The following is a 14,131-nucleotide window of genomic DNA, read 5'->3' on the forward strand; positions in this document are numbered from 1 at the left end:
TGGACGCGATGCCGTTATCCGCGAGGAGTAGACCGCGGCGCGTCGCGCTCTTCACCAACCACTTGATGGTCGGTGGCGCGGAAGCGCAACTGGTGCGCCTCGCGGCGCGCCTGGTTGCCCGCGGTGACGAAGTGCGGCTGGTCTCGCTGCTGCCGACGGAGGCGTACGAGAAGGAGATGGCCGAACTCGGTGTGCCCATCGTCGAATTACGTGGCGGGCGCGTCCGCAGCGCCGCGTTCGTCGTACAGGCCCGGCGCGCCCTCAAGGAATACAAGCCGGACGTCGTCGTCAGCTTCCTCTACCAGGCCAATGTCGTGGCCCGCGTGGCCGCCAAGCTCGCCGGTGTGCCCGTGGTCATCTCGTCGATCCGCAGCGAGTTCTTCGGCGGTCGCGCGCGCGAGCTCGTCATGCGGTTCACCGATCCCCTGGCGACGATCACCACCACCAACTCGGCGCTCGCCGCCGAGAGTCTGGTACGCCGCAAGGTCGCGCCCCGCGACCGGCTCGTCGTTGTGCCCAATGGCCTCGACGTGTCGGTGTTCGACGAGGCGCGCCGACAGCGCGACGCCACGCGCGCCGGCTTGGGCGTCACGGGTGACGAGTTCGTGTGGCTCGCGGCGGGTCGGCTGGTCCCGCAGAAGGACGTCCCCAACCTGCTCGACGGCTTCGCCAAGCACCGCGCCGCGCACGATCGCAGCCGCCTGCTGATCGCTGGCGACGGGGTCTTGCACGACGACATGGTCGACCACGCGGCGCGCCTTGGGATAACCGACTCGGTCACCTTTCTCGGCATTCGTGAGGATCTGCCGTTACTGATGGCCTCCGCCGACGCGTTCGTGCTCGCATCGGCATGGGAGGGCCTGCCGAACGTGGTGATGGAGGCGATGGCCGCGGCGCTGCCGGTGGTGTCGACGCGTGTCGGCGGTGTCGCGGAACTCGTCGACGACCCCGCCACAGGCGTGATGGTTCCACCCAGGGACGCCGCCGCGCTCAGCGCGGCGATGAACGCCGTCGTCGAGTTGCCCGCCGACGAACGAATGGCGCGGGGGGAGCGTGGCCGCGCCAAGATCGCGCGCGACTGGTCATTCGACGGCGCCGGCGATCAGTGGCTCACCCTCATCGACTCCTACGCCAAGTGACGCGCCTTCCCAACCTGCTCATCGCCGGCGTGACGAAGGCGGGTACCACGTCGTTGTTCTCGTATCTCGTGCAACACGACGAAGTGTGCGGGGCGTCTCTCAAGGAGACCGAATACTTCTCGAAGCTGCTGTATCCCGATCACGAGTTGGCACCGCGGCGTGACTACGAGCGTTACTTCCGGCAGTGTGGGGACGAGCGCTACGTGCTCGAAGCAACGCCCAACTACTGGTACGGCGGCAAGCGGTTGCTCGATGCGACCGAGGCGATCCTCGACCACCCTCGCTACATCATCAGCTTGCGCGATCCCGTGGCGCGGTTCTGGTCGGACTTCACCTACATGAAGAGCAAGGTGCTTTTGCCGCGCGATCTCAGCGCCGCCGAGTACCTCGACCGCTGCGAAGAATTGCGGGCCGCCGGCACGGAGTTCACGGCGACCAATCGGTACTACCGCACCCTGTCGACTGGCTTCTACGCCGAGCACCTGCCGGCGCTCATCGACCGCCTCGGCGACCGCTTGTACTTCGTCTTCTTCGAACGGCTGGCGTCTGACGCGGCCAAGGTTGTGGGCGACCTTCTCGACTGGCTCGAGCTCGACCGAAGTGCCGCCGCAGGCTTCGACTTCGCCGCCCACAACTCCACGATCACGGTGCGGTCTGAGCCGGTACAGCGCGTAGCTCACGCGGTCGCCCGTTGGAGTGACACCGTGACGCGGCGATATCCCAGGGCGAAGCAGGTCCTGGTCGACGCGTACACCCGCGTGAACCGCGGCGGTGACCGCGACGACGCGATCGACGAGCCGACGCGAGCACGGCTCGCGGCGCTGTACGCGCCGGCGAATCACGCGCTGCGGACCACGCTCGTCGCGGCGGGCTACACCGACGTTCCGGCGTGGCTCGAGGCCGCGTGATGCGAGTCGCGGTGTACACCGAGTTGTATCCGCCGCACGTTGGCGGCATGGAAGTGCGCATGAGCGAATTGGCCAAGGCGCTCGTCGCGCGCGGTCACGCCGTCGACGTGTTCTGCATCCGCCATGACGTGGCTGTGCCGGCCGAGTCGGTCGAGCACGGCGTACGGGTTCGGCGCTATCCGACGGCGCCGCGCTACCGCCGTTCACTCATCCCCAAGATGCCCCGCAGCGTGTGGGCCATTGCTCGCTACGCACGGTGGGCGCGGCGCACCGCCTCGGCAGGCGCCTATGACGTGTACCTGTTCAACCAGTGGCCCTTCGGCCATCTTGCCGTCGCGCCCGCCTCGGTGCGCGAGCGCGCCATCACCGACTGGTGCGAGGTGCGCGGCGGCAGGCTCTACGGCGCCTTCGAGCGCCGCCTGCCACGGCGATCGGCGCGCAACATGGCGGTGAGCCGTGAGGTGGCCGAAGGCATAGCTGCCGCGTCGGGTCAATCCGTCGACGCGCTCCCGACGGGCGTCGACACGCGCCAGTTTCGAGCGGACGTCGTCCGCGGCGGCGTCCTCTACGTCGGTCGCCTCTTCGAACACAAGCGCGTGCCGCTACTGGTGGAAGCGTTCGCCAAACTGCGCGCCAACGGTTTCACCGGCACGCTGACGATCGCGGGTGACGGACCGGCGCGGACCGACGTCGACCGCGCCGTCGCGTCGCTCGATGCGGCGACGCGTGCTGCGGTACAGGTCATGGGTTACGTCGACGAAGCCGAGAAAGTGCGGCTGCTCGCGGCCGCGGCGGTGCTCGTGCTTCCAAGCATGCGCGAAGGCTTTCCGAACGTCGTGTCCGAAGCCATGGCCTCCTCGCTCCCGGTCGTCACCACGAACGACTCGGGCAACGGCACCGCGGCGGTCGTGCGCGAGTACGGCATCGGTGAAGTAGCCGATCCGACTCCGAGCGCGATCGCGGACGCGGTGCGCACCGTGCTCGAAGACTGGCCGGCGTATTCGCAGCGCGCTGCCGCCGGCGGCGCCAGCCTCGACTGGTCCGCGCTCGTAGTCCGTTTCGAGGAGATGGCAGCGTCGCTGCCCTCACGATGAGAGTTCTTGTCGCCGGAGGCGCCGGCTTCATCGGCTCGGAGGTATGCCGACAGCTCGTCGGTGAAGGCCACGACGTGCTCGCGCTCGACAACTACTTCACGGCGCGCGAGGGATCGTTGCCCGATGCGGTCGCCGTCACCCGCATCGACCTCGCGGACCCTGACGATTCAGCGCTGCACGCGGTCGTGACCGCCTACGACCCGGACTACGCCATTCACCTCGCGGCGATCTCGTACATCCCGTACTGCCTCGAGCACCCGGGCGATACGTTCCAGACGAATGTCGGTTCGGCCGAGAGGTTGTCGCGGGTCCTGAGTGGCACCGCGTGCCGGCGACTCGTGATGTCTTCGACGGCCGACGTGTACCAGGTCAACGACGACACGCACCACGAGGACGACGTGCTCGGTCCGCGCAACATCTACGGGCTGTCGAAGCGGCTCTCCGAGGAGATCCTCGAGTGCGCCAGTGCAATTTCGGATCACCTCTCGGCGACGTGTCTGCGCTTTGCCAACGTGTACGGCCCAGGCGAGACCAACCCCCATGTCGTGCCCGACGCAATCGCCGCCATCCGTTCGCACGCGACGCCGGAAATACACATGGGCTACCTCGGTGCCGAACGGGACTTCGTGCACGTGTCCGACGTGGCGCGGGCGATCCGCACCGCCACCTTCACCGACACCGGGCGCTTCAGCGTGTTCAACATCGGCACCGGACACAACACGACGATCCGTCAGCTCGTCGCGTTGTTGCAGGAACTCATCGGCGACACGCGCTCGGTGGTCGAGGACGAACGGCGATTCCGGAGGTTCGATCGCGACACGCTGCGCGTCGACACACGACGTATCACAGAAGTCCTCGGGTGGACGCCGGAAGTCACACTGCGTGATGGTCTTGCGTCACTTTTAGCGTGATTTTCTCTGGTTGCGGGAGGGGATTGTCGGTACAGTGCGACGCAGCATCAACCCTTCAACGCAAGGACCTGGGCCCATGAAGAAACTCCTCCTGGCGGTCGCGGCCGCCGCTGCCATTGCGACGCCGATCGCACTGAGCGGCGGTTCGGCGAGTGCCGCCGCGGGCAACTCAACCATCAACTGCAACAACTTCGGTGACAACAACCGTTGCACGGCCACCGATCCCGACGGCCTCAACTACATCCGGGTCATCGATCCAGCCACCGGCGCACTGGTCAAGTCGATCGACCTGGCGTGCTCCGACAACGTCACGAAGAAGGGGTTCAACTTCCCCGACTCCGGTGGCGACCACTACCGCATTCGCATCGCCGACTGCGAGAACAACACCGACACCTACGGCGTCAACCCGAAGACCACGGTCGTCACCGCCTGATCGTCTCTGAGTCCTAGGACTCGCACATCGGACCGCGCATGCTCCCGTCGAGCATGAGGCGGTCCGATGTGCGCGTAAAGGCCCCGGTGCAGCGCACGCGCGTGTAGGCCACGCTCCACTGCGCCGACTCGTCACGGGCGAAGGCCTGCTGCGAGGGACCCGCCACCCACGCCCCCTTCGAACCGCCGCCCTGCTTGGCCGGGTTCTGCGCCTGCGGGCCTGCCACCACTGTCACGTCGCTGATCGTGCTGTCGAAAAAGCCTCCGCGCTTGGCCGCGCCGAGCTTCTCGTCGTCGGACTCGATGACGCCCTGGCTGCACCCCCGCGCCAGTACACCCGATACGTGCACCCCGGTGTTGCGCTGTGCGTGCGGCGCGAACGACACGGCGCGGTTGCAGTCCACACCGACGATGGTGTCCGCCGTGAGGTCGCGAATCTCGCCACCGAAGGTCTTGTTCTTCGTCGCGTCACTCTCCAGGCGCAGTGCCGTGCCGCCGCGCGAGTACACGCCCGAAAAGCGCACGGACGTCGCGCCGCCGACCTGGTTCGGTCCGTAGCCGCGCGGGCTGTTCACGTTGTAGTGGTGCACGATGGCGCCGTTGCGCGGCTGGGCGAAGGGCGCCTCCACCGGTGAGTCGTCACGCGGCCGCAGCACGAGCACGGCCTTGGCGCTCGTCGGCCAGGTCGGAGTCGATTCGTCGGCGTTCTGAATCGAGAAGAGATTCTCGACGAGGAAGCCGTCAACGTTGAGCAACTCGATGCCCGACACCTTGTCGTCAGCGTCGGTGGCGCGCGGGTCGAGGTCCATCGTGAAGGCGTTGGCGATCGACCATCCGGCCTCGACGGGTTCGGCTTGTTGTTTGACGCCGCCGTCGTGTTGGCCGACACCGACGATCGACACGTTGCGCAACGGCCGCTGCGCGCTCGCACCGTCCCACACGATGAGGTACTTCGAGTTGCCGCCCTTCGCGTTGCGCCCGCCTGCCTGTTGCAGCACGGCGCCGGCGTCGACCTCGAGCCGGATGTTGTCGCGGAACGCGACGCGCAGAATGCGATGGACGCCGGGGGGCACGTACACGACGGCCTGCGGGTCGCCGTCGGGCCCACCTGGTCGGCGATACGCGCTGTGGAGCGCGTCGTCCATCGCGGCTTCGAACGCGCTCGTCTCGTCGTTGGCGCCCGCGGCGCGTACCGCCGTGGCGTGCGGATCCGGAGCGACGGTCGTCCCCTGCCGCGCCGCCGGGTCGGCGGGAATCGTCGAGTCCGTCGTGCTGTCGCGTGTGGTCGACGTGGCGCTGCCGTTGTTGCTCGACGTGTCGTCGCGTGTGGCATAGACGACACCACCGGCGATCACGGCGATGGTCACGAGCACCAGCGCAAGGACGCCGCGCCGTCGCATGGCGGCGAGTATTGCATGGCTACTTTCGGGCGAACCGTCGGCCCCCGGTAACGTTGCACGGATGTTCAACCTGCGGCGGCCGGCGGTTTACGTGCCGCTGCTGCTCGGCCTCGTCGGCGTTGTAGTGGCTGCGATGGCCTTTGTGTCGCGTGGCGACGGCGGCCGGCTCCTGTCCGCCGGCAAGAGCAACTGCCCGCCCGTCGCCCGCAACGACGCCGCCTTCACCCGTCCGGGGCAACCGGTGACGGTCGACGTGTTGGCCAACGACTCCGACGTCGACGGCGATCGTCTGCAATTCGAAGTGATGAGTGTGTCGTCGGGTGAGGCCGATGTCGACTCCGGTGGTAGCCATCCCTTGCTCGAATACACGCCGGCGGCCACTGCGGTGTCAGGCACCGACGCCATCGTTAAGTACCGCGACCGTGACCCCTCGGGCGACGTAAGCATCGCCACGGTGACCGTGGCCGTCACCACCGCGAACGCCTTGCCCCTCGGTCTCGAGTCGGCGCGCCTCACCGACCGCAACGGCGACATCGTCGAGCCGCGCTGCGAGAAGCTCGCCAAGTCGGCGGCGACGACGGCGACAACGGCCACGACGGTGGCGACCGGAGCGGACGTCACCGCCGCCGAGTTCAGCGCGTCAGGCACGACGCCGACGACGCTCAAGGGGACGCATCCGTCGACGACGGTCGCCAACGGCACTCCGACGAACAGCGGCGGCCGCGTCGTGGTCGGCGACTCGAACAACAGCGCCCCGCCGCCGACGACCGCGCCGCCGAGTCACCCGACCACGACGGCGCCACCGGGCTCCAACCCGTGCCAGACCGGTGACAAAGCCGGTTGTCAGGACTACGTCGGCCGCTACGGCACTACCACCACGACGCCGCGATAACCGGAATTTCGCGCCTCAGGTCGGGTACTGCCTAGGTATGCAAAACGCCGACCAAATCAAGGGCCGGGTGAAGGAAGCCGCTGGCGACCTCACCGACAACGACCGTCTGAAGAACGAAGGCAAGACCGACCGTGCCGCCGGAAAGGCGAAGGAATTCGTCGACAAGGGCAAGGACATGGCCGAAGACAAGGTGGACGCACTGAAGGACAAGATCCACCAGCTGTCCCGCGACAAGTAGTCACGCAGTGACCGCGCGTACCGCGCGCACCAGCGCCGGTACGAAGCGGTCGGGGCGCATCACACAGACGTCGTGACCGCCCTGCACCTCGAACACTTCCGCCCGCGTCAGCTGGGCGAGCTTCGCCTGGCGACGCGGCGGAACGAGGCGGTCGTACAACGTGATGACCGATGCCGCCGGCACGTCGATCTCGCCGATCCAATTCGTCGAGTCGAACCGGCGGATGGCCATCGTCGCCTCCACGATGGCTGCGGGGTCGTGCCGGTTGAGTTCGTCGACGACCCAGTCGGGGCGCGGCCGGTTGCGTGGATTGAAGTTCATGGCGCCGCGCACCATTTGCTGGCGCACGAGACGCGGCGTGAAGCGCAGTCCCAGACCGAGCGCGTCGCCCATGGGCGCGAAGCGCATGTCGGCGGGACCGAAGCGGTAACTCGTGGCGCACAGCACCACGCCGGCCACCACGTCGGGATGGCGCTTCCACGTCAGCTGCGTGATCGGACCGCCCATCGAGTAGCCGGCGACGACGGCCGGACCCACGCCCAGCTGATGGATCACCGACGCGACGTCGTCGGCGCAGTCTTCGAGCCGGAAGCGGACCCGCGGTTTGATGCCCCGACCGTGGCCGCGGTGATCGACGGCGATCACCCGGTGCGTGCGCGCCAGTGCGTCGAAGGACGGGAACCAGTTGAGCAAGCCGGTGGCGCCGAGGCCGTGGAGCAACACGACGGCGGGTGCATCGGCGCGGGGTCCCGGCAGATCGTGCACCCAGGTGGCGCCGCGTTTGGGTAACTCGAGGCGCCGGCCGTCGGGAAGCACACCCCATTTTGGTTGACGACTCTATGGCGGGGGAACAAACCTGGGGATATGGCTCCGCAGTCGGGCGGCGTCGCAACGTCGCTCCAACCCCTGATCCGGAAACTCATCGGGAACCCGCCGGTGCGTCTCGAGTTCTGGGACGGTTCCGCCCTCGGCTCGACCGACGCCAAGGGCACGATTCGCGTGATCACGCCGAACGCCCTGCGGCGCATCATCTGGGCGCCGAACGAGCTTGGCCCGGGCCGCGCTTACGTCGCCGGAGAGCTCGACGTCGACGGCGACATCTTCACCCTTATCGACGTGCTGAAACCGGCCGGTCTGCACCTCCAGTCGACGCTGGGGACGATCCCGACCGGAGTCGCTGCCGCGGCGCGCGTCGGTGCGCTCGGACTCCCGCCGTCGCCCCCGCCCGAAGAGGCGCGCCCGCGGGGCCGGCGTCACAGCAAGCGGCGCGACCGGTCCGCCATCAGCCACCACTACGACGTCGGCAACGAGTTCTACGAACTCGTGCTCGGCCCTTCGATGACGTACTCGTGCGCCCGCTGGACCGAACCCGACATGAACCTCGTCGAGGCGCAGGCGTCCAAGCACGACGTGATCTGCCGCAAGCTCGGCCTGCCTGAGCGTCGCGGTGCCCGGATGCTCGACGTCGGCTGCGGCTGGGGTTCGCTGGCGCTGCACGCGGCGCAGACCTACGACGCCCACGTCGTCGGCGTCACCATCAGCGAGGAGCAGGCGGCGTACGCCCGGCGCCGCGTCGAGGCGGCGGGGCTGAGCGAAAGCATCGAGATCCGCCTCCAGGACTACCGCGACGTGCGCGGCGAATTCGACGTCATCTCGTCGGTGGGCATGTTCGAACACGTCGGAGCCGAGCGCATGGCCGACTACTTCGCGGGGCTGCGCGCCCTGCTGGGCGATCACGGGCGGCTGCTCAACCACGCCATCTCCTCGATCGGCGGCTCGCGCATCAGCCGCAACAGTTTCGTGGGCCGCTACGTGTTCCCCGACGGCGAGCTGATCGACGTCGGCCGCGTCGTGCTCGCCATGGAGGCGGCGGGGTTCGAAGTGCGCGACGTCGAGTCGCTGCGAGAGCACTACGCCCTCACGCTGCGCGCCTGGGTCGCCAATCTCGAAGCGAGCTGGAGCCGCGCCGTCGAACTCGTCGGCGAGACGCGCGCCCGCGTGTGGCGGCTCTACATGGCGGCTTCGGCCGTCGGCTTCGAGGACGGCGGGCTCGGCCTGCACCAAGTGCTCGGCGTCGTGCCCGATGCTGACGGCAACAGCGGCATGCCGCGCACCCGCGACGTTTGGTCCGCGTCGTCTACTGGGCCGAAGGCGTAAACGTCAGCGGCAGCTTGGCCGGCCCCCAGATGCCGATGTTGGCGGCCTTCCATTCGATCTCGTCGTAGGTCGCCAGGTTCGGCATGCGCCGCGACAGGATCGTGAGGGCTTCCTGCAACTCGGCGCGCGCCAGGTTGGCGCCCATGCAGAAATGGATGCCCGAGCCGAAGGTCATCTGCGGCTTCTCGTTGACCCGCGTGATGTCGAAGCGGAACGGGTCGGGGAACACGTCCTCGTCGTGGTTGGCGCTGCCCAGGCTCGTGCCGACGAGCGTGCCGGCCGGGAACAGCACGCCGCGGTACTCGATGTCTTCGGACGCGACGCGGGCCGTGCCGCGCACGGCGCCGAGCATGCGCATGGTCTCTTCGACCGCGCCGGTGGCGAGCTCGGGCCGCTCGGCCAGCAGCGCCCACTGGTCCGGGTGACGGGTGAACAACGCCACCGAGCACGCCAGCTGGTTGCGGGTGGTGTCGGTGCCCGCCATCAACACGGCATCGGTCATCATCACGAGCTCGCTCGTCGACATGCGATCGCCGTCTTCTTCCGCCGCGATGAAGTCCGACAGCAGGTCGTCGCCTGGCGTCGAGCGGCGCTGGGCGATGAGGTCGGTGACGTAGGAGTCGAGCGCTTCGCTGGCGGCCTGGATGAGTGGGCCGTCCTTCTCCCACTCGCCGTTGAAGATGCGGAAGATGTCGGTGGCCCAGTCGGAGAACAGCTTCCAGTCCTGCTTCGGCGCGCCGAGCAGCTCGCAGATGATCGGGATCGGATACGGCTCGCACACGTCCTCGATCAGCTCGCAGCGTCCCGCCGCCGCCACCTTGTCGACGAGCCCGTTGATGACGTCGCGCATGAAGGGCCGCAGGCGGTCGGCCGACTTCGGGGTGAAGGCCGGCGCGGCGAGGCGGCGCAGGCGCGAGTGGTTCGGGCCTTCCATCGTCAGAATCGACTGCTCGCGCGGCCGGTTCATCTCGGGCATGGCGTCGGTCATGGTGGCGACGGCCGAGTGCCAGCGGCGGTCGCGCAGGATCGCGACGACGTCCTCGTAATGGGTGACGGAGTAGCCGAAGGTGTCGAGGAACACGTTCTTCGCCAGCCAGTGCTGGGCGCGCGCCGTGGCCAGCTTTGCCTGCGCCTCTTCGCCCACCGACCCCATCAAGTCGACTTCAGGAAGTTCCAGTTCGTCGATGCGCGTCACCATCCGGTCAAACTAACGCCGTGACGGGCCTCGAAGCGCTGGCGGTGGTCGCCGCCGGTATGGGCGCCGGGGCCGTCAACGCCATCGCCGGATCCGGCAGCCTGATCACGTTCCCGACGCTGTTGGGCGTCGGCTTCTCGCGGGTGACGGCCAACGTCTCCAACAACATCGGTCTCGTGCCCGGGTCGATCAGCGGGGCCTACGCCTACAAGGACGAACTGCGAGGCCAGGCGCACCGCACCCGCCGCGTCGGCATCGGTTCCGCGCTCGGGAGCATCACCGGCGCCGTGCTGCTGCTCACCCTGCCCTCGAAGGTATTCGACAACGTCGTGCCCATACTCGTCATCGGCGCCGCGCTGCTGATGCTGTTCCAACCGTGGGTGACGGCGCGGGTGGCCGCGGCGCGCGCCGCCCGCGGCACGACGCATCACAGCGAGAACCTCGCCGCGGTGTTCTGTTTTCTCGCCGGCATCTACGGCGGCTACTTCGGCGCCGCCCAAGGCATCATCCTGCTCGCCACCCTCGGCGTGCTGCTGCCCGACGAGTTGGCGCGCACCAACGCGCTGAAGAACGTGCTGGCGCTCACCGTGAACGGCGTCGCGGCGGTGATCTTCCTCTTCTCGGGTCACGTGTCGTGGCTCGTCGTCGCGCTCATCGCCGGTGGCTCGGTAGTCGGGGCGCGCCTCGGCGCCATGGTCGGCAAGCGCGTCCCCGTGCCCTTGCTGCGCGGCTTCATCGTGGTGCTCGGTCTCGGGGTGGGTGTCAAGCTGTTGCTCGCATGAAAATCCGCATCGGCATCGGGATGGGTTCGCTCAGCGGGGCCCTCGACGGCGAACGCTTCGGCGCCATGGTCGACGACCTCGAGCGGCTGCGCTTCGACTCGCTGTGGCTGTCGGAGCGGGCGACGGGTCACGCGCCCGACCCGATGATCGGCTTGGCCGTCGCCGCCGGCCGCACCAAGAAGCTCAAGCTGGGTACCAGTGTGCAGGTGCTGTCGGGACGCAACCCGGCGCTGGTGGCCAAGGAGTGGGCCAGCCTCGACCGGCTGTCGAACGGTCGGGCGCTGCCGGCCTTCGGCCTCGGCGTCGCCGACCCGAACGAGCAGCAGGCCTTCGGCATCGCCCGAGACCAGCGCGCCAGCTGGTTCGACGAAGCGCTGCCGCTGATCCGCCGCTTCTGGAGCGAAGCTGCGGTCGACCACGACGGCGAGCACTTCCACTACGCCGGACTCGCCATCGGTCCCAAGCCGGTGCAGTCACCGCCCGACGTGTGGCTCGGCGGCCAGGCGCCCTCGGAGCTGCGCCGCGTCGGCCGGCTCGGTGACGGCTGGCTGCCCAGCTTCTGCACCCCCGACGACGCCCAGGCGGGGCGTCCCGTCGTCGAGGAGGCGGCGGACAAGGCGGGGCGCGCCATCGATCCCGAGCACTTCGGCGCCCTCGTCATATACGTGCCGGGCGCCGAAGTGCCGCCGCTGCTCGCCGCGGTGGTCAACCGGCGCCGGCCCGACCTCGACCCGACGTCGGTGATACCCGCCGGCCACGCCGCCTTACGCCGCCAGCTCGAGGCCTTCGTCGAACGTGGTTTTTCGAAGCTCGTCGTCGTACCTGCGGGCGATCCAGCGTCGTGGACCGAGGAACTCGAAGCACTGGCGGCGGAGGTTCTCCCGCTTCAGGCCTGAAATGTGGGTAGGAACACCTCGGGCGATGACGGGAGATGATGGACACGGAGCTCGAACTCGCGGTGCCGGCACGCTTCCAACAGGTGGGAGCGCTGCGACGTGCGGCCAGTGCGTTTCTCGCCGGGACGACCGACGAGCGCCTGCGCCACACGCTGCTCCTCGTCGTGTCCGAGTTGTGCACCAACGCCATCGAAGCGGTGCAGAACGCGCACGACGAATTGACCCTGCGCATCCGCAACAGCGATCGCCATCTCATCATCGAGGTCGAAGATCGCGGCCCAGGGTTCAGCGCCGCCTTCGGGACTTGGGGAGCCGATGACGACGCCGAGCGCGGGCGAGGCCTGAACATCGTGCGCTCCTTGGTCGACGAGTTCGCCGTCGAGCGCGCACAGAACCGCACGACGGTGCGCTGTTCGCTGGCGCGCTAGGCGCCCGTCAGCAGGAAGCGGCTCTGCGAGCGCAGCAGGTCGACGGCCGCCGCCGGGGCCTTGGTCGGCGAACCGGCGTCGAAGGGCGGCTGCGGGTCGTATTCGATGCCGAGCTGAATCGTCTGGGCCACGAAGTCGCCCTGGAGCAGCGCGGCCAACGTGAGTGCCATGTCGATGCCCGACGACACGCCGGCGGCGGTGATGATCTTGCCGTCGACGACGACGCGCTCGAGCGTGGGCTCGGCACCGAACGTCTCGAGCGTGTCGAGCGCCAGCCAGTGGCTCGTGGCGCGCTTGCCCGCCAGCAGACCCGCGGCGCCCAGCAGCAGCGAGCCGGTGCACACCGACGTCGTCCACGTCGTGGTCTCGTGGGCGCTGAGCAACCACTGGCGAAAGCGTTGGTCGTCGCGCAACTGCTGCTCGCCGCGACCGCCGGGCACCACGACGATGTCGGGATGCGGCACGTCTTCGAGCCGGGCGTCGACGTTGATGCCGACGCCCGCGCCCTCCTCGGTGCGCACCACGCCGGTATGCAGGCCGACCCAGTGCGTCGACGCGTTCGGCAAGTGGGCGAGCACTTCGAACGGGCCGACGGCGTCGAGGGCCGCCATGTTTTCGAAGGCGACGATGGCGATCTGCGTACTCATGCGGCGAACCTCTTTCGGTAGTCGTTGGGGTTGGTGCGCACGATCCGCACGAAGGCGCGCCGCATCGTCTCGGCGGTGCCGAAACCGGCGGCGCGGGCGATGGCGTCGACGCCCTCGTCCGTTTCCTCGAGCAGCCGGCGCGCCGTTTCGATGCGCGCCTGCTCCACATAGCGCGCCGGCGTCATGCCGACCTCGTCACGAAAGCAACGGGCGAAGTTGCGCTCGCTCATGCCGACCCGGCGCGCCAGCGCCGCCACCGACAAGTCGGCGTCGGGATGCTCGGCGATGAAGTGCTGCGCGTCGCGCAGCGGGTCGCGCTGGGCCAGCTGCCCGGCGAGCTGGGCCGAGAACTGCGACTGGGAACCCGGGCGGCGCAGGAATACGACGAGCCGCCGGGCGACCGCCAGCGACGCGTCGCGGCCAAGGTCGTCCTCGACGAGCGCCAGTGCCATGTCCATCCCGGCGGTGACGCCGGCCGAGGTCACGACGTTGCCGTCGCGCACGAAGATCGGGTCGGGGTCGACGGTGACCCGCGGGTAGCGCCGCGCCAGCAGGTCGCAGGACTGCCAGTGGGTGGTCGCGCGCCGGCCGTCGAGCACTCCGGCCTCGGCGAGCAGGAACGCGCCGGTGCACACGCTCGTGACCCGGCGGCTGCGTCGGGCCAAGCGGCGCACATCCTCGATCAGCTTCGTGTCGCGCAGCGCGTCGGTGGTGCCGCCGCCGCCTACGACGACCAGGGTGTCGATCGCGCCGCGCGCCGCGCTGATGGTGTTGTCGACGCCGAAGCGCAGGCCGCTGCTAGCGACCACGTCGCGGCCCGACGACGAAACCACCTCGAAGCGGTAGTGGTCGGCGCCGGTCTCCCGGTTGGCGGTGGAGAACACCTCGACGGGACCGGTGACGTCGAGGCTTTGGATGCCGTCGAACACGACGACGACGATGCGTCTCGGGGCCATGGCCCTATCGTGCGCCCTGCCCCGGTTGGCGGCAAGGCGAATTACCCCACGATTTC

Annotated in this window: 16 protein-coding genes; 11 read left to right on the top strand and 5 right to left on the bottom strand. The window is 68.7% G+C overall.

Annotated elements, in window-relative coordinates; genetic code table 11:
- The first annotated feature begins 8 nt into the window (after nt 1-8).
- The 5 genes from VHC63_11210 (at nt 9) to VHC63_11230 (ending at nt 4,485) form a co-directional block, all read left to right on the top strand.
- Entirely contained in the window at nt 9-1,139 is a 1,131-nt protein-coding gene (locus tag VHC63_11210) for a glycosyltransferase (GenBank protein ID HVV37162.1), read from the top strand.
- Nucleotides 1,136-2,047, top strand: a complete 912-nt coding sequence (locus VHC63_11215; GenBank protein HVV37163.1) for a sulfotransferase domain-containing protein — start codon at nt 1,136-1,138, stop codon at nt 2,045-2,047. Before VHC63_11210 ends, VHC63_11215 begins: the two co-directional genes overlap by 4 nt.
- Complete coding sequence (locus VHC63_11220) at nt 2,029-3,141, top strand: glycosyltransferase family 4 protein (protein HVV37164.1); 1,113 nt, start codon at nt 2,029-2,031, stop codon at nt 3,139-3,141. Before VHC63_11215 ends, VHC63_11220 begins: the two co-directional genes overlap by 19 nt.
- A complete protein-coding gene (locus tag VHC63_11225) occupies nt 3,138-4,052 on the top strand; it encodes an NAD-dependent epimerase/dehydratase family protein (GenBank protein HVV37165.1) in 915 nt (304 codons plus the stop codon). Before VHC63_11220 ends, VHC63_11225 begins: the two co-directional genes overlap by 4 nt.
- A gap of 76 nt (nt 4,053-4,128) precedes the next feature.
- Nucleotides 4,129-4,485, top strand: a complete 357-nt coding sequence (locus VHC63_11230; GenBank protein HVV37166.1) for a hypothetical protein — start codon at nt 4,129-4,131, stop codon at nt 4,483-4,485.
- A gap of 13 nt (nt 4,486-4,498) precedes the next feature.
- On the opposite strand, the gene VHC63_11235 is transcribed toward VHC63_11230, so the two are convergent.
- On the bottom strand, nt 4,499-5,884 hold the full coding sequence (locus VHC63_11235; protein HVV37167.1) for a hypothetical protein: 1,386 nt from the start codon (nt 5,882-5,884) through the stop codon (nt 4,499-4,501).
- A 61-nt stretch (nt 5,885-5,945) separates the two neighbouring features.
- Between VHC63_11235 and VHC63_11240 the strand changes: the two genes are divergently transcribed.
- Together VHC63_11240 and VHC63_11245 are read left to right on the top strand one after the other, a co-directional pair.
- A complete protein-coding gene (locus VHC63_11240; protein HVV37168.1) occupies nt 5,946-6,776 on the top strand; it encodes an Ig-like domain-containing protein in 831 nt (276 codons plus the stop codon).
- A 37-nt stretch (nt 6,777-6,813) separates the two neighbouring features.
- Nucleotides 6,814-7,014: a CsbD family protein gene (locus tag VHC63_11245; protein ID HVV37169.1), complete on the top strand. Its 201-nt coding sequence runs from the start codon at nt 6,814-6,816 to the stop codon at nt 7,012-7,014.
- Here VHC63_11245 and VHC63_11250 read toward each other — a convergent pair whose 3' ends face one another.
- Complete coding sequence (locus VHC63_11250) at nt 7,015-7,830, bottom strand: alpha/beta fold hydrolase (protein HVV37170.1); 816 nt, start codon at nt 7,828-7,830, stop codon at nt 7,015-7,017.
- A 48-nt stretch (nt 7,831-7,878) separates the two neighbouring features.
- Here VHC63_11250 and VHC63_11255 point away from each other — a divergent pair, with 48 nt between their 5' ends.
- Entirely contained in the window at nt 7,879-9,171 is a 1,293-nt protein-coding gene (locus VHC63_11255) for a cyclopropane-fatty-acyl-phospholipid synthase family protein (protein HVV37171.1), read from the top strand.
- Here the strand turns inward: VHC63_11255 and VHC63_11260 are convergent.
- The gene (locus VHC63_11260) at nt 9,152-10,369 is read right to left on the bottom strand and encodes a cytochrome P450 (protein HVV37172.1); all 1,218 of its coding nucleotides are present in this window, start codon (nt 10,367-10,369) and stop codon (nt 9,152-9,154) included. The two genes, VHC63_11255 and VHC63_11260, sit on opposite strands and share 20 nt — an antisense overlap.
- A 17-nt stretch (nt 10,370-10,386) precedes the next feature.
- Here VHC63_11260 and VHC63_11265 point away from each other — a divergent pair, with 17 nt between their 5' ends.
- From VHC63_11265 to VHC63_11275, 3 genes are read left to right on the top strand one after another with little or no spacing between them, the layout of a single operon-like run.
- On the top strand, nt 10,387-11,148 hold the full coding sequence (locus tag VHC63_11265) for a sulfite exporter TauE/SafE family protein (protein HVV37173.1): 762 nt from the start codon (nt 10,387-10,389) through the stop codon (nt 11,146-11,148).
- Nucleotides 11,145-12,044 carry an LLM class flavin-dependent oxidoreductase gene (locus VHC63_11270; GenBank protein ID HVV37174.1) on the top strand — a complete coding sequence of 300 codons (900 nt, stop codon included), beginning with the start codon at nt 11,145-11,147 and terminating at the stop codon, nt 12,042-12,044. The genes VHC63_11265 and VHC63_11270 overlap by 4 nt, the downstream gene beginning before the upstream one ends.
- A gap of 38 nt (nt 12,045-12,082) precedes the next feature.
- Nucleotides 12,083-12,472 (top strand): ATP-binding protein, encoded by a 390-nt coding sequence (locus tag VHC63_11275; protein ID HVV37175.1) that lies wholly within the window; start codon nt 12,083-12,085, stop codon nt 12,470-12,472.
- Here VHC63_11275 and VHC63_11280 read toward each other — a convergent pair.
- Together VHC63_11280 and VHC63_11285 are read right to left on the bottom strand one after the other, a co-directional pair.
- Nucleotides 12,469-13,119: a DJ-1/PfpI family protein gene (locus VHC63_11280; protein ID HVV37176.1), complete on the bottom strand. Its 651-nt coding sequence runs from the start codon at nt 13,117-13,119 to the stop codon at nt 12,469-12,471. The two genes, VHC63_11275 and VHC63_11280, sit on opposite strands and share 4 nt — an antisense overlap.
- The gene (locus VHC63_11285; protein ID HVV37177.1) at nt 13,116-14,075 is read right to left on the bottom strand and encodes a GlxA family transcriptional regulator; all 960 of its coding nucleotides are present in this window, start codon (nt 14,073-14,075) and stop codon (nt 13,116-13,118) included. Before VHC63_11285 ends, VHC63_11280 begins: the two co-directional genes overlap by 4 nt.
- Nucleotides 14,076-14,131: the final 56 nt, after the last annotated feature.

It is taken from the genome of Acidimicrobiales bacterium (assembly GCA_035546775.1).
Classification (GTDB): domain Bacteria; phylum Actinomycetota; class Acidimicrobiia; order Acidimicrobiales; family JACCXE01; genus JACCXE01.